The organism is Bacillus pfraonensis (genome assembly GCF_050768835.1).
Lineage (GTDB): Bacteria > Bacillota > Bacilli > Bacillales > Bacillaceae_G > Bacillus_A > Bacillus_A pfraonensis.
Genome location: NZ_JAHCDO010000009.1, coordinates 125,175 through 141,626 on the forward strand (window position 1 = coordinate 125,175; position 16,452 = coordinate 141,626).

The following is a 16,452-nucleotide window of genomic DNA, read 5'->3' on the forward strand; positions in this document are numbered from 1 at the left end:
GTTGTTTGACAATTATAATAAAAATAGCTATAGTAAGATATAAAGTGAATATTTTCTTATCCAGAGAGGTGGAGGGACTGGCCCGATGAAACCCAGCAACCGCGATGCAGGTGCTAATTCCAGCAGAACATATTTGTTCTGGGAGATAAGACGAAGATATATACGTAACTTCTTCTTATCGAAGAGGTTTTTTTATTGTAAAAAAACCTCTTCCAAAAACAACAACATAAGAAGAAAGGGGTTGCAATTGTACTGTGACACTTGAAAAATACGTAAAGCTGCGTAATGCAGTATATGAATATATGATGGAACAAGATAAACCCATATCACTATTAGATATTCAAGAACATATCGTTTCGCATCATGAAGGAAAATTCACGAAAAAAATGTTACACCAATTTTATTTATCAAGGTTATTAGACGAATTGAAACTGGATGGGAAAATTACTTTAGCTAATGATGAATACCACTATGCTGAAAGAGGGGTATACTATAAGGCGAGAAAAGGGAGCTAAGCTCTCTTTTTTTATGTTATAATTTATCTAAAAATTCAAATTGTATGTAGAGTAAAAGACTGCAGAAGCAGCCTGATACAAGGGAATGGTGTTGAGTGTGTAGTGTCAAAAGTTGAATATGCCCTGAAAGAGGCATTTCATTCGGCTAGAAACGAAAAGAGACACCTCCGCCGAGTAGGTGTCAGTTGGTTTGTCAAATGGGCTTGCCACTTGACATGTATTAGAATATCATGCAAACCGTTGGGAGTCAAAAGGGAATATAAGGAAAGGTGTTGTTTGGAGATGAATATACTCATCATATATGCACATCCCAATCCATCTAGTTTCAATGCATCCATTTTAGAACATGTGCAAAAAGGACTTCAAGAGACGCATCATTCTGTTACATTGCTTGACCTTTATAAGGAACAATTTAATCCAGTGCTTATTTTTAATGAAGATAAGAGAAGACGGGATTTAGTATATGAAGAAGAAACTGAGAGATATAGAAATTTGGTCAAAGAAGCAGACTCTTTTATTTTTATTTATCCAACATGGTGGTGGGGCATGCCTGCTATTTTAAAAGGATTTATTGATCGCGTTTTTGTTGCTGGGTTTGCATATAAATATGAAGGGGTAATGCCGAAAGGATTGCTTATAGGGAAAACAGCGTGGGTTATTAATACTTTAGATTCACCGTTATGGTACGTGGCACTCTTATATCGCTCTGCTGATTGGGTGATTATGAAAAAGGGGATTTTACGATTTTGCGGTATACGTCAAATAAAACGTTCTGCTTTTCAGTCTGTAAAAACAAGTAAGGAAACAAAACGTGAAAAGTGGCTTTTAGAAATACAGGAAAAGGCTAAAAAATTATGGGTGAAGTAGAAAATATAATGAGATGTTGTAATCGGAATGATGATTTGTTTCGTACGTATATCGTTTGTTTACTTCAATTGAAACATCATAATGAAGCGTTTAAAAAGGTATGCGAAGAATTAAGAGCAGATTATTTAGTAAGGGGAATTTGTGAAAGAGAAGTTGATGGGATTATCCAGGAAAGTAAGGAGTATAAAATGTATGATATACCGAGAGTATTAAGATGGGATTTTTTACGAAATAATCCATCAATGATTGAAAACATTTGTACGACGTTATTTACATATAAAAGGTTAAATCTTTCATGTGAAGAATGGGGAAATGTAATTAGATGCATAGAAAACGAATGATTATCACTATAGTTATTATGTAAAAAAGCTAGTATAAAACTAGCTTTTTTACATTGCTTCGATTTAAATGATAAGGAAACATAAACCAATTACTACGCCAGCATAAAGGAGATTAATAACACAAAATCCCATAATGTCGCGTGCACCTAAACCGGCGATTGCTAATGCAGGTAATGCCCAGAAAGGCTGTATTAAGTTCGTCCAAGCATCTCCCCAAGCAATTGCCATCGCGGTTTTCGCAGCAGGTACACCAAGTTCTGCGCCAGCTGGGATCATGATAGGAGCTTGTACAGCCCATTGACCGCCTCCAGATGGTACGAAAATGTTTACAATTCCTGCACTTAAAAACGTGAATAGAGGGAAAGTGGTTTGATTCGAAATGCTAATAAAGAAATTAGAAATTGCTCCTCCAAGTGAAAGACCTTCGCTGTTTGCTCCAATCATCATTCCCATAATTCCTGCGTAAAATGGAAATTGGAGTAGAATGCCAGAAGCGCTTTTCGTCGAATCTGAGAAGGCGCGAATATATTGAATCGGAGTACGGTGAAAAATAAGGCCAGCAATTAACAGTATAAAAATAACGATATCAAGTGTCAGGTTAAAACCTTTCGTACTAAAATAATGAACAATATAAATAAGACCTAATAGTCCAACACATACCGTTATCCAAATGCTATTTTCCATTTTCTCAGCAAATGTCTGGGTCTCTACTTCTTGAGCAGCAGCTTCTTCTTGAAATACGCTAGGATCCACTGTAATCGTATGATTTTCATCCGGATGCATCGCCTTATTTATAAGTGGCATCGTTACTAAAAATATAAGTACAGGAACGAGCGCATATGGTGAAAATAACGTTTCTGTTATAGGGATTGCTTCCTTTATACTTCCAGCAGTTGTTTTAATTAATGTTTCGCCGCCAGATGCTAAAGTAAGCGGTATAGAGGCGGAAAGTCCCGCGTGCCAAATAAGAAATCCGGAATAAGAAGAAGCGATGGCAAGTCGATAATCTAAATTTTGTATGTGTTTTGCAACTTCCTTTGCATATAAAACAGACACTACAATGCCGAATCCCCAGTTTATGTATGCACCAAGTAAACTAACAATAGAAATAGCGATAATACCTTGTCCGCTTGTTTTTGGCAGTTGTGCAGCTTTTGCTAAGCCTTTGCGAATGAGTGGAGCGTTAGCTAATACAGAACCTGTAACAAGTACAAGTGCCATTTGCATGGCGAAGGCTAAAAGTCCCCAAATTCCATTTCCCCAATGAGCAATCATTTCTACAGGTGATTGGTGCGTCGCAAACATGCCAAAGAAGATAACAAAAATTGTTAATAGACAAGATAAAATAAAGGGCTCTGGTAAAAAACGCTGCACAAGAGCAACACAACCGTTTGTAAAAGAGCGAAACAAATTAATCAACCTCCTTAAGTTTTTTCTTTTACATATTCGCTATGGGCAAAGAGATAACCTTTATTAAACTGAAGATTCAGATAAATGAAGGAAAGCTTTCACTTTTGTGAAAGCTTTCCTCAGGGTGTTGGGAAACGAAAGACAATAGATTCTTATTTTTGTGTCGCTATTTGCCGAGTGGTCGATATTCTTTGTCGAATCGCCGATAAAATTTCATTTACTATGTTACATGAACACTTTCTTCTGCGATATTTCATAAAGTTCCCCTATAATAGTTCCTTTTCTAAATGTTTTCCAATTTGTACATACATATTTGAATAAGTAGCATGAACATCACTACTTGGCTCAGCATTTGATGAAAAATGTACAATGACCATATTTGCTTTAGGATCTATATAGAGGTATTGCCCATAGCTTCCTAATACTTCAAATGCGCCTTGCTCATTATGAGGAATCCACCATTGATTATGATAAGAAATGGATGCACCTTGTCCGATTGCTAATTCGCCTTCTTGCACGTTCTTTACATTTTCGGAAATGGAGGAGGGGAGAACTTGAACTCCATTGTAACGACCGTTATATAAAATCAATTGCCCAAACTTCGCCATATCTCGTGCAGTCGCATTTAAACCAGCGCTTGCTTGTTCAACTCCCGTTTCATCTGTAACATAATACGCATTTTCTTCCATACCGATTTTGGACCAAATTCGTTCGCTCACATTTTCCGCTAACGATTTACCGGTGATAGTTCGTATAATCCAGCCGAGTGATTCAGAGGAACCGTTATTATAAGAAAACTGTGTTCCAGGTGGTGCAGTTTCCTTTGCTTCTTGTAACATATCATAAATTTTCATTGGACCGTTATAGTTTTTACCACGAGGAAGAATATTGCTGGCTAAATACAACTGAGCATCTTGATTTTCTAATCCTTGCTGCATATATCCATGTGTAGGGTATTCAGCAGAAACTTGCATGTCCATTAGTTGCTGAATTGTTGCTTTTCCAAATGGAGTATTTCGTAATTCTTTCACGTATGTTTCAGCAGTGTTATTTACATCAATAAGTTTTTCTTCCGTTAATGATTGTATAAGTGCTCCGGTAAATACTTTCGCTAAAGAAGCCATTCCATGCGGTTCATTTTGTTTATATCCATTGAAATACTGTTCATAAACAAGTTTTCCGTTATGCACGACGACAAAGGCATCTGTTTTATTCTCATCTAATAGTTTCTTTAACGGAATATTGCTTCCGTATTCTTTTTTAACAGAGAAATCATCTAAGTTTTGTAATGCGGTAGGGAATGTTGCTACTTGCTTAGGATTGTTTTTCACTTCGCTTGTTAACGCTAGTTCTTTCATATGTGTGTATGACCAGCGTAAATAAGGATCTTGTAACCAATTTTCCTTTGTCACGTTTTCTTTAGAAGGGGAGACTTTATTTTGTTTGAAAAATGCAAATCCAAGCCCAGTTACGATAAACAATAGTGTAAGTATAATTAATAAAAGGGGAGATTTTTTTAAGTTCATCTATGTACCTCCTTGCTATTTTTACAGTAAGTATACGCTCGTTGTCTTAGAAATACAAAATAAGGAAAGTAAACAGAGGAGTTTACTTTCCTTATTAACATTAAGCTGATAATTTTCCGTCTGTATGTTGCTTTTTGAACTTTTGTTTTCTGCCATGTAGGAAGTAATAGATAAGTAATGTAAATGCAACGATAATGGCAGCAATGAAATACATATTATGATAGCTTGATTGTGCAGCTACGATACCAAGTACAAAGGAACCAAAACCAATACCGCTATCAAAGAATGAAAAATAAGTAGCTGTTGCTGAACCGCGGCGATGGTTTGGAGCTGCGGAAATAGCAATCGTTTGGAAACTTGGAATTAATGTTCCATAGCCTAAACCGATTAATACACCTGCACCAAGGAACCAAAATGAGGTTTGTGCTTGGCTTAAGATGAACATTCCAATTGTAAAAATAATAATCGAAGGATAAACAAGTATATTTTCACCGAAACGGTCAAATATCTTTCCTGTAAATGGACGAGAAAGAACAACAACGAGTGCGTAAACGATAAAGAAGTAACTTGCAACTTCCCCTACACCAATTTCTTTTGCATAAATAGGAATAAAAGATAATATGCCACTATAAGAAAATGCTAAAACAAATCCTGTAAGAGCAATTGGAACGGAAGTAGGTTCAATTAAATCTTTCCATTTCATGCGTTCACGCTTTTGTTTATTTACTGGTTTTTCATGTGGGATATTTACAAGTAAACCTAATAGAAATGCTAGTAATGAAAATACAGAACAAACGATAAACAGAACGGTAAATGAAAAATGTGAAATAATCGTTAAACCTAAAAAAGGACCGATTACCATCGGCAGACTCATAAATACACCAAAATAGGCAAGTGCTTCACCGCGGCGATGAGGTGGTGCGACATCTGTCACAATTGTACCTGTTGCTGTAGTCGCCATTCCAAACCCAATCCCGTGAAGGAAGCGAAGGGCAAGTAATAAGAATAAACTTTGTGCACCGAAATACATGACGGTAGCAGCTAAAAATAAGGAAAGAGAAATAAATAAGATCTTCTTTCTCCCTAAATCGTCAAGCCACTTCCCGGTAAACGGACGGCATAGGACAGAAGAAATAAGGAATACAGTTGCGACTAAACCAATTTCTTCAGGTTTTCCTTTCAATCCGTCTATTACATAGACGGGCAGGGTGGTCATAAGCATGTAAAACGTTAAAAAGAGAAACAGACTACTAAAACAAGTTCCAAGGAAGTCCTTCGTCCAAAGTCTCTCACTTTGCATCGTCATCCCTCCTATTAATCATCTAAATTTTTAATAATTTTTTGTAGTACTTGAAATGCTCGTTGCAAATCTTCTTCATCAATATTTTGCAACGTTTTTTCTTCGAAAGTATCAACTTCTTCTTGCCATACTGGAATCATTTTCAGTGCTGTTTCTGATAAGGAAATAAGCTTTTCACGGCGATCTTTTCCTTCCGTTCGAATAATCCAGCCCATTGTTTCCATACGCGTTAATGTACGAGTCATCGTTGGAGATTCAACGTTTAAGTATTGACATAACTCAGTTTGTGTACAAGGTCCTGTTTGGTTGATGCGGAAAATGACAGCCCACTGTGCACTAAATAAACCTGTTGGTGACACACGTTCATTAAATTTTTTCGTAAACTTACGAGAAGTTTGACTGACAATGTGAAAAAAATGCTGTTTTTCGTCCATTTGTTTGATCCTTTCAAATTAGTTACCTAGCTAACTATATACCCTTTTGCCAAAATTGTCTAGTGATGGACATGTTGTTTTATGTAAAAATTTTGTATCGTTTTTGTGTTGAGAACATACATTCTGCATGGTATGCTAAAGGTAAGTTTAGAATTTTCTTTCTATTAAAAGTGAATGGGGGAGCTTGTGATGATTAAGCCTGCAACAATGGAGTTTGTTTCGCTGTCAAATGGAGAAACGATTGCATATCAAAAAGTTGGAAGGCAAAGTAAAGAAATACTTGTACTGATTCATGGGAATATGACATCCTCACAGCATTGGGATTTAGTTATTGAGAAACTACAGGACGAATATCATATTTATGCGATTGATTTAAGAGGATTCGGGAAATCAACATACCATAAACCAATAAACTCATTACAAGATTTTGCAGATGATTTCAAGCTATTTATAGATGAACTACAATTGAAGAAGTTTTCACTGATGGGCTGGTCAATGGGTGGTGGTGTTGCGATGGAGTTTGCAGCTTGTTATCCAGAGTACGTAGAAAAGTTGATTTTGGTTGAATCAGTTGGAATGAAAGGCTACCCGATCTTTAAAAAAGATATAAATGGTCAACCAATTGGTTCTTCTCTATTAAAAACAAAAGAAGAAATTGCACAAGATCCTGTTCAAATTGCTCCTGTACTAGATGCAATTAAAAATATGAACAAGCTCTATTATCGAACGGTTTGGGACTTACTCATTTACACACATAACAAACCAGAACCAGAGCGTTATGAAAAGTACTTAGATGATATGTTAACGCAGCGTAATTTTGTAGATGTGAACTACGCTTTAATTACATTTAATATTTCAGATGAACATAATGGCGTTGTGCCTGGAAATGGACATATTCATCAATTGCAAGTGCCGACACTCGTTTTACAAGGAGATCGTGATTACGTTGTTCCGCAAGTAGTCGGAGAAGAATTAGCGAAGCATCTCCCCAATGCAAAGTTAACTATATTAAAAGATTGTGGACATTCACCGTTTATCGATTGCTTAGATGAATTTATTCAGCATGTTACAAATTGGTTGGAACATAAATAAGCCGAACATATAAAAGGAAGTTAGAGGCGGGTTTTCTAACTTCTTTTTATATTCTTACACATTGTTGTTCAAAACGTTTATAATGGAGGTCGGTGAACATATAAAGGGAAGAGGGAAGCGGATGTCAATACGATTTACATTTTGGATTATGGTTGGAATTGTTGCGATTTCTGGATTGTCGCAAGGGATGCTTCTGCCAGCAATCGCAATGATTTTTGAGCAAGAGGGGATTCGCTCTAGTTTTAACGGTCTTCATGCAACGGCGTTATACATTGGAATTTTATTTATTTCGCCATGGCTTGAAAAACCGATGCAACGGTTTGGAATGAAACCGATTATTGTAATCGGTGGTTTTCTTGTTATTATTTCATTATTCTTTTTTACACAAACATTTTCATTTTGGGCATGGTTTATCCTTCGCTTTTTAGTTGGAGTAGGAGATCATATGTTACATGTCGGAACACAAACGTGGATTACAACGACAGCTGACCCTAGTAAAATCGGAAGACAAGTCTCTATATATGGAGTCTTTTTTGGTATTGGTTTTGCGGTAGGTCCATATTTAGCTAGCACTGTCCAATACGGACTTGCAACGCCATTTATTGTATCGACAATTCTTTGTTTAATTGGATGGCTATTGCTATTACCAACTAAAAATGCCTTTCCAGAGCAAGATCATAAAGGAGAGAAAAATGAATCATCACTTTCTCGTTACAAACAAGTATTTGTTCTAGCTTGGATTGCGCTGATGGGACCTTTAGCGTACGGCGTGTTAGAAGCAATGTTAAATAGTAATCTGCCAGTATATGCACTTCGAAAAGGATGGTCTGTCTCTGATGTATCTTTCTTACTACCAGCATTTGCAATAGGAGGAATCATTACGCAAATTCCGCTTGGTATATTAAGTGATAAATACGGAAGAGACCGCATTTTAACATGGACATTCAGCATCAGTACAATCATCTTCTTACTTGCGGCAGTATTTGACGGGTATTATTGGATTGTATTTGGGTGTATGCTATTAGCTGGAATGGTAATTGGTTCCTGTTTCTCTTTAGGGCTTGGCTTTATGACGGATTTATTACCAAGACATTTACTGCCAGCTGGAAATATATTATCCGGAATCGCCTTTAGTATTGGAAGTATTATAGGGCCTGTATTAGGAGGCATATTTATAGAAAAAATACAGTATACAAGCTTTTTTATAGCGGTTATGATGATAATGGCAATTATTGCACTTCTATATATCGCATATATGAAAAGTCAATCCGCATCAAGACAAATAGAAAGTAGGTTAGGGCATGACAAAACAACCTAATAAGAAAAAATTTGAAGTACAAGAGAATGAAACAATTACAGATTGTTTAGCACGTATGGAACGTGAAGGATATGCACCATCACGCCGCATGGAAGAGCCGATCTTTCATGAAGTGAAGAAAGATGGAAAAACAGTTGTAGAGCCGTGCGGGAGAAGAATTGTTTTTGAAGGGAAATTGAAGTGAGGAGAGGTCGTGAAAATGACCTCTCTTTTTTATGGGGTAGTAATCAGTGCTATATTATTTTCTGTAAATTATATAGAGAGCGTTTCATCTTAATAAATAGTGAAATGGCTTTCACTTTTTGGTAAAATATTCACATGAAATTACTTATACAAGAAAAATTTTGAAAATAATTACAAGGTAGATTGTATGTAAAGTATTGAGAAATCGATTGTTTTATTAGAGGAAATAAAGGAGGACAAACATGGGGGAGCATTTGATAGATTCCATTGGTAACTTTCTTCATATTTCATATACAGATAGTGAAAGAAAGCGGGATAATTACGATAAACTACATGGATATTTACAGGCGAAAGAAGGTAAACTGAGAACTTTAATCGAGCAAGCGGAATCAGCAAAGCGTAGTTACGAAGGAAGCAGTCATGGATTGCCACAAGATAAAATTCCTGCCCGTGAATTTGAAGCAGCTCGGCACAAGAAAGATTCGGAATTAACCGAGACGATAAATTATTTTCGCCAAATGCTAGGAGACGTTACGTCTGCTAAAAATAAAGCGTATTACAAGTGGGAGGAATATAAATCAAAAGCAGATGCGGAAAATAAAGCTGAAGCTGAAGCGGCGGCTAATGCGTTAAAGAATTTATTCGGAAAATAAGCGAAGATAAAGAAGTATGGAATACGATGGGGGAATAGAAATGCACGGTAAAGAAATCGAAATTTCTGGAAGCGAAGCGTTAAATGCTATTTCTTATGCTGAGCAAATTGAAAAAGGGGTAAAAGATTCACTCCAGCAAGCAAAGGAATTACAAGCATACGTCATAAGTTCACATTGGAATGGGAAAACACGTGATGCTTTTTTAAGCTATTTAGAATTATTAATTCAATTTAATACAAAAATGGCAGAAGCACTTGAAGGGCATACGAAAGCACTTAAAGAGCTTGATAAACATATTCAATCCTTTACAAATCGTCCTGAAGTTGAAGGCGTAAAGAAACTGTGAAATAGGACTGGGGGAATGAGGAAATGGTACATACAATTGAGAGTTTTACCCCTGGTGAGCTTTATGTATTAGCTGGTGCCGCTGGCATTACATATTTATTTGGTTTACCAGAGCGAGAAAAACTTACTTTAGCGGATCCAGACTGTGTAACAAAAGCGACAGAAAAGTTGAAAGCGAAGAGATTAATTACAGAGGAGAATGGTCTCACACCAGCAGCCTTTCAACTAATTGAATTATTAAAAGCGTATCAGGAAAGTAACGAGTACACACGGTTTAATAATCTTTTAATCGGATTTTTGCCACAAGATAAAGATAGAGTAGCCGTATTCACGGAACGAAAACAAAATGAGGAATACGAAATTGATTACATAGCGAAGCGCGATGTCTATTTCTCGTTATTACAACGTGTTCCATTTTTAATGAGAGAACCGAGAGAAATAGAGCATACTTTTTTAACGAATAAAATGACAGAAGAAAAGCAGCGGTTCTTTGAGGAAATGGATTTGTCAAAAAAAGATTTATTGGCCGTTGAAACATTTTCTCGTCCGCGGGATCGGCGGGTAGGCAACAAGGGGAAATGGGAATGCTTCTTGTACTTTACGGAGGGGGAAAACTTCATTCAAGTTGATATCGAACGTAAGCAGTACGAGTGGGCTAGTCTATATGCCGTGAATAAGAAGTTATACGACGGCTTGAAAATGCCATATAAAAAGTTAATTGATCCAAGACAATTCTCATTAGGAGGAATACGTTAATGCAAGTATCTATGAGCGATGGAAGTACAGGAGGAGCAGGTGGTAATTCAGAAGTATTAGTAAATTTTTCTGAAATGGTTACAATCGCGATGCGCCTTGAAATGATTTATAACCTGTATGCGAATGGTGTGCAGCAAAATATTAATAATCTAGCAAATTCACATTTCTATCAAAAAGGTGAGGCAACAAAAGTTACCGATCATTATAAAGACATATTAGAAAAAACAATGGAATTGGCAGATAACTATAAACAAGCTGCAATGGTTGTGAACTATACACTTGAAGAAATGATAAAAAAAGACGAGGAATTACAAAAAATATTACAAACTCTTGAGTAATCAAGGTGCGGTAGTGGGGGGATGGAAAAGAGATGGATGTGCAATATAGGCCAGAACCTTGGCAACAAATGAAAGATGGGATAAATGAGATTACAAAAGATGCAATTATGAAATTACGGGAAGTAAATGAACTTCTAGGTGATATACAAGATAGAATACAAGACTTAGATTCAGATAGATGCATTTATTTCCATCATAGAAACCAAGAAAGGAAAATAAATACATTACTTGAGGATTATACAACTTTACATACATACTGCGATGATGCAGGACGTGTCGTTTATGAACATATAGATGAGCCGTTCTATAAAGATATGGATGAATTTGCTCAAAAAATGAGAGACTTATCTATTCGGGACTTTAAAACAGAAAATCGAATTGGTGCCACAACGACAACAACATTACCAAGTGAGCATGCGTATGGGGCCCCGCAAACAATTACGACAAAAAAAGATAAAATAACAGTAGATGACATTTTTAAAGAATCACTTGCCTTTGATCATGTGCTTCGCACGCAGTATAAAGAAGTCAAAAAGCAAAATCCAGATGCGAAACTAAGCTACGGGGAATATCGAAAACTAGTCCCGTCTATGCGAGGATTCGAGTATACATCAAGAGAAGACGAGCAAAAAAAATTAGAAACATGGCGTGATTTAGCAATAGGAGGAGCACTAATCGTCACTACAATCCTCTGTCCGCCGCTCGGAATCGCCGCTTCAGTTGCATACGGTGGTCTACAAGTAAAAAGTGCCATCGAAGGGGAAGACTGGGGTACGCACCGAAAACTAAGCAAAGAAGAACGATTAGAAGCTGGCTTCTTCGGAGCACTCGACCTCATCCCAGGGCTAGGTTCAGCAGCAAAAGCATTCAAAGGAACACTCGACCTCGGATCCCTTGCAAAACTAACAAAATTGAAAGAAGGAATCGCTGATTTCAATCCAAATGTGGGGAAAAATGTGGTACAATCGTTAAAGGATAATGAGACGTTAAAGAATGCATTACATACATTGAAAAAAACGAAAGTCCCAGTAGCAATCAGGTCAGCAGACACTGGAATGGGAATAAAAATTCCTTATATAGAACATTCAACTGTTGGAGAAATAGCGGAAAACTTTGCAAGGGCGCGTGCAGCCGCTAAAGATGATGCTTATCAACTTGCGAAGGGGAATGGTGGTTCGGAAGTTAATAAAGAAGTTAGTGATGCGGCTAATAATAGAGCACGCATTGATGAAATTGAAGTTCAATTTAAACGTAATCCAAAACATGATGAGGAGGAGTTTCTACGTCAATTACAAAACCAAGAAGATGGAATGGGTAGATTGACAGTTGATGAATTTATTCGGAATCGCGATCAGTATCTGCTAGAAGGAAGATCGAAGCAAGGAAATGCAGCACAAAGATTAGCTAGAAAACAAGCTATTCAAGATAAAATAGATGAGTTAATGGAAGAAGGACTTTCATTTAGAGAGGCAGAAGAACAGGCTTCGAAGTGGATAAAAGGTAAAGCCGCATTACATGACCCAGATCAAATAGCAGGTGGTCATCCGTTAACTATAACTGGTATGGGAGATTCTAGAATTAATTCATCACTAGGTTCGCAATGGAAAAGTAGAATAGTTGATGTAGATAAGAAAATTAGGGAAGTTGCTGAGAATATTTCAGGCGAAGAAAAGAAATCGACATATCTTAATGTTAAATTGAAATCAAAGTGAGGAATATTATGGAAAATATAAAAAGTTTTATATCGATTGAAAAAGCGCCAACAGAAGTTATCGAAAAGTATGTTGGAAAAATCCCAGAGCAGATAATAGATATTTGGAAAAAATATGGATTTGGAAGTATGCTAAATGGCTATTTAAGAGTTGTGAATCCTGAAAAATATTTAGAAATATTAAAGGACAGTTATATTCGTTATCAGGAAGCTATACCAGTTTTTACAACCGGTATGGGAGATATTCTCGTGTGGGAAAATAATTATTTATTATTACTTAATTATCGAAAAGGTGTAGTAGATGTAGCTGCTGGGAAATTTAAGTTCTTCTTCAATAATGCAGCAGATGATTATTTTTTGGAAAGAGTATTGGATTGGAACCCTTATCAAGAAGCGAAAGATAGATATGGAGAACTTGCATTTGATGAATGTTTTGGTTACACGCCGCTTCTTGGATTAGGTGGATCAGAAAAAGTAGAGAATCTGCAAAAAGTTAAATTGATTGAACACATTTATTTAATTACTCAATTTATGGGGCCGATTGAATAAGTATTAAATACAATGGCGTTAAAAAGTGATATACTTTCGTTATAATGAGATTAAACTTGTAAATTTAGAAAATATATGAATTCAGAGCACTCGGTCGTCTATGATGCGTAACGAGTGCTTTTTGGCGTTTTAGTATAGAAAAGGTGCATTATAGTTTTATAAGTGGACTCAGTGTTGAATTTTTATTACTGTTTTAATAGATTGTAACGGCTATAGGATAGTAGAGAAACAATTGTAAAAAGGATCGAAATAACAACAAACCTTGGGTTATTAGCGAAGCTGCGAATTGGAGAAACCAGTTTTAATCTAAATATAGTACAATCATTCCAAGCCAGCAAAAATATTGCGCTTGACTGCATGAGACTAGCAAGCCTAAAAGTAGAAAAATACGGAAATGAAAAAATGTATCAGCTCGGCCAAACAATAGCCGGGGGTGTAGATTATGTAACAGCTTCCTTCAAAGGCGTTGAGGCAGCTGGAGACGGTACATTGATAGGGAAGCAAATTGGTCCAGGGAAGGGTACTGAGTGGGTTAATACACGCCATGCAGAGAGTACTAAGTTTGTGGATGGTAAGATTCAGGGGGGTGAGGCTTCGCTTGCTACGAGAATAGGGAATGGTGGTTCAGGAGTTAGTGAGACTGGGGAACATCTTGATAATATGAGAAAAAACAAAGAAATTACAGGCCAAGCACATCATCTAAGCCAAGATGCAGCTTTTAGGGATGTTATTCCTAAAAAAGAAGGTTTATCTGTAGAACTAGAAGGAAATATATTTAAGGATGTTGATAGTCCACATTTTTTAGCTCATCAAAGTCTAGAAGAATTTTGGAATACTTTTAGAAAAAACGGAGAACGTTTTAGCGAAATGCCTACCGTTTCAGAATATAACGAGGTATTATACGTATCTTTGAAGTCAGCTGGTTTGAGTGATACACAAGCACAGAAGGCTGTTCAAAGAGCCATGGAACAACAAGTGTTTTATAAATTAACTGGAGATTCATTTGTTCCAAGGATTCCTGGTAGAATTAATTTACCAAAACGTAAATAAAGGAGCAATTACATGAAATTAAATACTTCTGTAGTGGAAGCTGTATTGTCTAATAATTGGTTAAAATATTGTGGAACAGAGAGCAATTTTCCTCAAGGAATTGAATATACCTATTTATCAAATAAAAAGAAAATGGTTAAGAGTGTGAATGGGATAGAATGGGAAAATATTTGTCTTGAAGAAAGAAATAATTTAACAGGCTATTTAGCAAAGAATGAACCTGAAATATATAATGGGAATTGGAATACTTTGGTTAAAAAAATTAAAGCAGAGATATTACCAAAAATTACTGATGATATTGAAAAACAAATAATAAGATTGGGGTTATCAAAAGATATATTAAATGCTGTTAAGTTCGATATAGTAAGTATAATAATGGTACTATCTTATGAAGAATATTATAAGTCAGTATTTTATAACGAAATACTAGAAATCTATTTAAGCGGACATATTCCTTGTGGGTGGAATGGAAAGTACCCAGAAGGAAATATATCTATATACTAGGGGGACAAAAATGACTAATGATGTAGAATATTACAGTGAAGTGAAAAAAATAATTCAGCAGTTTTTAAATACTTCACAATTGGTTCCAGAAATATTAAACGAACAAGAAAAACAAATAGTAGCAACATTTTGTTTTGGTGTGATAAATGGTTATTCTTTAAAAAATAAAAAGAATGCCATACAAATACAGGGAGCTACAATTGATATATTGATAGAAATGTTCTTCTATTCTCCAGCATCTAGTGCGGAATTCTGTAATTTTTTAATTGAGTGCACAGATAAATTATTTCATCCAACTATGCATTCTATCATCCATAGAGGAATTCAAGGGTATTATCAATATGAAGAGGCTAAACATAATGAGTTGAAAGATAATATTGAGAATGTAATTGAAGTAGTAAAGAATCATTAAAATTTAGGGTATTGACTGAGGAAATTTAATCTTAGTTAATGCCCTTTGTGTATAGCGCTAATAAAAGAAATTGCAAACTAGTTTGGATTAATATGGAAAGTGAAACTTATACTAAAATTGGTGATAATCGTGTATAAGCATTGGATAAAAAAATTGTTAAGAGAATAGATGGATAGAAAAGTTTTTATTATTGGTGAAAAAGATTATTAAGGAAAGAGATAGATAGGCAAAGCGGATAAAGGTTTAAAGAAATCGGTATATAGCATTACAAGGTTATCGTTTCAATAAATTAAGGGCAATGCACTCTGCTAGATATCCTATTCAAAGTATTCGTGATTTTTACTGAAAATATTAGATATAATGGTAAATTTACAAATAAGTGAAGAGAGGACTTGTTAATTGCAAGGGATATCGATCAATTTAAATCTTGCACCAATGCTTTGAAAAAGGAAATAGAGGATGGGAAAATATCAAAAGAAATATTCAGCCCGTTACAACTAGAGCAAATTTTTGATGGTCAACCAAGATTACACAAGTTCTTTAAAAAAGGGTCTTCAAAAAAATTCTGATGATCTTATTCAAAATATAAAAGAGACACTTCATTTTAATTATTATAAGGGGATAGATTTATTAGATTTCACAGCTTTTGTTCAGTCATTTGAAATGTCCATTGTAATGTATTCTATGGATGGAGGAGCAAGTGAAGTCTTTTATGAAGGAAATGATAGCGGTATCTTTTCAGGCAGTTACGATTTGATAGATGATGTAGAATACTACAAATTCCCTGATGGTAAATCAGATGAATTTTGGGAGTTTTATGAACAAAACGATGAAGTAATATCTGAAATTGAAACAAAAGCTATAGTGGAATGGTTTGCTGCCTGCTGGAATAAAGCAGGTGGTACAAGCGTGAAATTACCCTCTTATTTTAGTTTTCATGATTATGATCAATGCTTTGATTTACATAACAATAAATGGATTACTGATGGTGATAAATGGTTTGATTAAACCATAGAACTTGATTGGGTTAATACGCACCATACGATGTATTATTACAAAAGTTAATAAAAAATGACGTTGAAGTAACATTTGACTTAAATCGAGAAAATACATGTAAATAAGGTTGAATAGAACACCTAAACACTTTA

Annotated in this window: 20 protein-coding genes and 1 riboswitch; of the genes, 16 read left to right on the top strand and 4 right to left on the bottom strand. The window is 35.6% G+C overall.

All coding sequences use genetic code 11. The annotated features are described in order from the left end of the window. Window positions 1-53 precede the first annotated feature (53 nt). Window positions 54-152, top strand: a riboswitch (SAM riboswitch). Between the two features lie 102 nt (window positions 153-254). The 3 genes from KFD70_RS10530 to KFD70_RS10540 all read left to right on the top strand — a co-directional run bounded on the left by KFD70_RS10530 (window position 255) and on the right by KFD70_RS10540 (window position 1,723). Next, entirely contained in the window at window positions 255-515 is a 261-nt protein-coding gene (locus KFD70_RS10530; RefSeq protein ID WP_420792352.1) for a hypothetical protein, read from the top strand. Between the two features lie 282 nt (window positions 516-797). Next, window positions 798-1,382 carry an NAD(P)H-dependent oxidoreductase gene (locus tag KFD70_RS10535; protein WP_336452334.1) on the top strand — a complete coding sequence of 195 codons (585 nt, stop codon included), beginning with the start codon at window positions 798-800 and terminating at the stop codon, window positions 1,380-1,382. Beyond that, entirely contained in the window at window positions 1,370-1,723 is a 354-nt protein-coding gene (locus tag KFD70_RS10540; RefSeq protein WP_336452333.1) for a group-specific protein, read from the top strand. Before KFD70_RS10535 ends, KFD70_RS10540 begins: the two co-directional genes overlap by 13 nt. A 63-nt stretch (window positions 1,724-1,786) precedes the next feature. On the opposite strand, the gene KFD70_RS10545 is transcribed toward KFD70_RS10540, so the two are convergent. From KFD70_RS10545 to KFD70_RS10560, 4 genes are all read right to left on the bottom strand, one after another. Then, a complete protein-coding gene (locus tag KFD70_RS10545) occupies window positions 1,787-3,133 on the bottom strand; it encodes a short-chain fatty acid transporter (protein WP_431613184.1) in 1,347 nt (448 codons plus the stop codon). 266 nt (window positions 3,134-3,399) lie between these two features. Beyond that, a complete protein-coding gene (locus KFD70_RS10550) occupies window positions 3,400-4,659 on the bottom strand; it encodes a serine hydrolase domain-containing protein (protein WP_431613185.1) in 1,260 nt (419 codons plus the stop codon). A 100-nt stretch (window positions 4,660-4,759) separates the two neighbouring features. Continuing rightward, window positions 4,760-5,959, bottom strand: a complete 1,200-nt coding sequence (locus KFD70_RS10555) for an MFS transporter (protein WP_336452331.1) — start codon at window positions 5,957-5,959, stop codon at window positions 4,760-4,762. Window positions 5,960-5,973: 14 nt separating this feature from the next. Next, window positions 5,974-6,393, bottom strand: a complete 420-nt coding sequence (locus KFD70_RS10560) for a MarR family winged helix-turn-helix transcriptional regulator (protein ID WP_241816628.1) — start codon at window positions 6,391-6,393, stop codon at window positions 5,974-5,976. Window positions 6,394-6,567: 174 nt separating this feature from the next. Between KFD70_RS10560 and phaZ the strand changes: the two genes are divergently transcribed. The 13 genes from phaZ to KFD70_RS10625 all read left to right on the top strand — a co-directional run bounded on the left by phaZ (window position 6,568) and on the right by KFD70_RS10625 (window position 16,312). Next, window positions 6,568-7,485: an intracellular short-chain-length polyhydroxyalkanoate depolymerase gene (gene phaZ, locus KFD70_RS10565; protein ID WP_336452330.1), complete on the top strand. Its 918-nt coding sequence runs from the start codon at window positions 6,568-6,570 to the stop codon at window positions 7,483-7,485. Between the two features lie 121 nt (window positions 7,486-7,606). Then, the gene (locus KFD70_RS10570) at window positions 7,607-8,803 is read left to right on the top strand and encodes an MFS transporter (protein ID WP_336452329.1); all 1,197 of its coding nucleotides are present in this window, start codon (window positions 7,607-7,609) and stop codon (window positions 8,801-8,803) included. After that, window positions 8,787-8,987 (top strand): NETI motif-containing protein, encoded by a 201-nt coding sequence (locus KFD70_RS10575; protein WP_336452328.1) that lies wholly within the window; start codon window positions 8,787-8,789, stop codon window positions 8,985-8,987. Before KFD70_RS10570 ends, KFD70_RS10575 begins: the two co-directional genes overlap by 17 nt. Window positions 8,988-9,228: 241 nt before the next feature. Beyond that, entirely contained in the window at window positions 9,229-9,639 is a 411-nt protein-coding gene (locus tag KFD70_RS10580) for a hypothetical protein (RefSeq protein WP_336452327.1), read from the top strand. Window positions 9,640-9,679: 40 nt separating this feature from the next. After that, window positions 9,680-9,985 carry a WXG100 family type VII secretion target gene (locus tag KFD70_RS10585; protein ID WP_174102493.1) on the top strand — a complete coding sequence of 102 codons (306 nt, stop codon included), beginning with the start codon at window positions 9,680-9,682 and terminating at the stop codon, window positions 9,983-9,985. Between the two features lie 23 nt (window positions 9,986-10,008). Continuing rightward, the gene (locus tag KFD70_RS10590) at window positions 10,009-10,740 is read left to right on the top strand and encodes a DUF5081 family protein (protein ID WP_336452326.1); all 732 of its coding nucleotides are present in this window, start codon (window positions 10,009-10,011) and stop codon (window positions 10,738-10,740) included. Then, a complete protein-coding gene (locus tag KFD70_RS10595; protein WP_336452325.1) occupies window positions 10,740-11,078 on the top strand; it encodes a hypothetical protein in 339 nt (112 codons plus the stop codon). Before KFD70_RS10590 ends, KFD70_RS10595 begins: the two co-directional genes overlap by 1 nt. 32 nt (window positions 11,079-11,110) lie before the next feature. After that, on the top strand, window positions 11,111-12,790 hold the full coding sequence (locus tag KFD70_RS10600) for a polymorphic toxin type 15 domain-containing protein (protein ID WP_336452324.1): 1,680 nt from the start codon (window positions 11,111-11,113) through the stop codon (window positions 12,788-12,790). 8 nt (window positions 12,791-12,798) lie between these two features. Further along, window positions 12,799-13,338, top strand: a complete 540-nt coding sequence (locus KFD70_RS10605; protein ID WP_336452323.1) for a T6SS immunity protein Tdi1 domain-containing protein — start codon at window positions 12,799-12,801, stop codon at window positions 13,336-13,338. Window positions 13,339-13,695: 357 nt separating this feature from the next. Further along, window positions 13,696-14,388: a hypothetical protein gene (locus KFD70_RS10610; protein ID WP_336452322.1), complete on the top strand. Its 693-nt coding sequence runs from the start codon at window positions 13,696-13,698 to the stop codon at window positions 14,386-14,388. 12 nt (window positions 14,389-14,400) lie between these two features. Further along, on the top strand, window positions 14,401-14,892 hold the full coding sequence (locus tag KFD70_RS10615; protein WP_336452321.1) for a hypothetical protein: 492 nt from the start codon (window positions 14,401-14,403) through the stop codon (window positions 14,890-14,892). Between the two features lie 10 nt (window positions 14,893-14,902). Then, window positions 14,903-15,304 carry an Imm48 family immunity protein gene (gene imm48, locus KFD70_RS10620; RefSeq protein WP_336452320.1) on the top strand — a complete coding sequence of 134 codons (402 nt, stop codon included), beginning with the start codon at window positions 14,903-14,905 and terminating at the stop codon, window positions 15,302-15,304. Window positions 15,305-15,817: 513 nt separating this feature from the next. Beyond that, window positions 15,818-16,312 (top strand): hypothetical protein, encoded by a 495-nt coding sequence (locus KFD70_RS10625; protein ID WP_420792351.1) that lies wholly within the window; start codon window positions 15,818-15,820, stop codon window positions 16,310-16,312. Window positions 16,313-16,452: the final 140 nt, after the last annotated feature.

What these genes read in the sequence shown, in the direction of transcription:
- KFD70_RS10535 (WP_336452334.1), top strand. Translation starts at nt 798, where the DNA reads ATGAATATACTCATCATATATGCACATCCCAATCCATCTAGTTTCAAT.
- KFD70_RS10540 (WP_336452333.1), top strand. Translation starts at nt 1,370, where the DNA reads ATGGGTGAAGTAGAAAATATAATGAGATGTTGTAATCGGAATGATGAT.
- KFD70_RS10550 (WP_431613185.1), bottom strand. Translation starts at nt 4,659, where the DNA reads ATGAACTTAAAAAAATCTCCCCTTTTATTAATTATACTTACACTATTG.
- KFD70_RS10555 (WP_336452331.1), bottom strand. Translation starts at nt 5,959, where the DNA reads ATGCAAAGTGAGAGACTTTGGACGAAGGACTTCCTTGGAACTTGTTTT.
- KFD70_RS10560 (WP_241816628.1), bottom strand. Translation starts at nt 6,393, where the DNA reads ATGGACGAAAAACAGCATTTTTTTCACATTGTCAGTCAAACTTCTCGT.
- phaZ (WP_336452330.1), top strand. Translation starts at nt 6,568, where the DNA reads ATGGGGGAGCTTGTGATGATTAAGCCTGCAACAATGGAGTTTGTTTCG.
- KFD70_RS10570 (WP_336452329.1), top strand. Translation starts at nt 7,607, where the DNA reads ATGTCAATACGATTTACATTTTGGATTATGGTTGGAATTGTTGCGATT.
- KFD70_RS10575 (WP_336452328.1), top strand. Translation starts at nt 8,787, where the DNA reads ATGACAAAACAACCTAATAAGAAAAAATTTGAAGTACAAGAGAATGAA.
- KFD70_RS10580 (WP_336452327.1), top strand. Translation starts at nt 9,229, where the DNA reads ATGGGGGAGCATTTGATAGATTCCATTGGTAACTTTCTTCATATTTCA.
- KFD70_RS10585 (WP_174102493.1), top strand. Translation starts at nt 9,680, where the DNA reads ATGCACGGTAAAGAAATCGAAATTTCTGGAAGCGAAGCGTTAAATGCT.
- KFD70_RS10590 (WP_336452326.1), top strand. Translation starts at nt 10,009, where the DNA reads ATGGTACATACAATTGAGAGTTTTACCCCTGGTGAGCTTTATGTATTA.
- KFD70_RS10595 (WP_336452325.1), top strand. Translation starts at nt 10,740, where the DNA reads ATGCAAGTATCTATGAGCGATGGAAGTACAGGAGGAGCAGGTGGTAAT.
- KFD70_RS10600 (WP_336452324.1), top strand. Translation starts at nt 11,111, where the DNA reads ATGGATGTGCAATATAGGCCAGAACCTTGGCAACAAATGAAAGATGGG.
- KFD70_RS10605 (WP_336452323.1), top strand. Translation starts at nt 12,799, where the DNA reads ATGGAAAATATAAAAAGTTTTATATCGATTGAAAAAGCGCCAACAGAA.
- KFD70_RS10610 (WP_336452322.1), top strand. Translation starts at nt 13,696, where the DNA reads ATGAGACTAGCAAGCCTAAAAGTAGAAAAATACGGAAATGAAAAAATG.
- KFD70_RS10615 (WP_336452321.1), top strand. Translation starts at nt 14,401, where the DNA reads ATGAAATTAAATACTTCTGTAGTGGAAGCTGTATTGTCTAATAATTGG.
- imm48 (WP_336452320.1), top strand. Translation starts at nt 14,903, where the DNA reads ATGACTAATGATGTAGAATATTACAGTGAAGTGAAAAAAATAATTCAG.
- KFD70_RS10625 (WP_420792351.1), top strand. Translation starts at nt 15,818, where the DNA reads ATGGTCAACCAAGATTACACAAGTTCTTTAAAAAAGGGTCTTCAAAAA.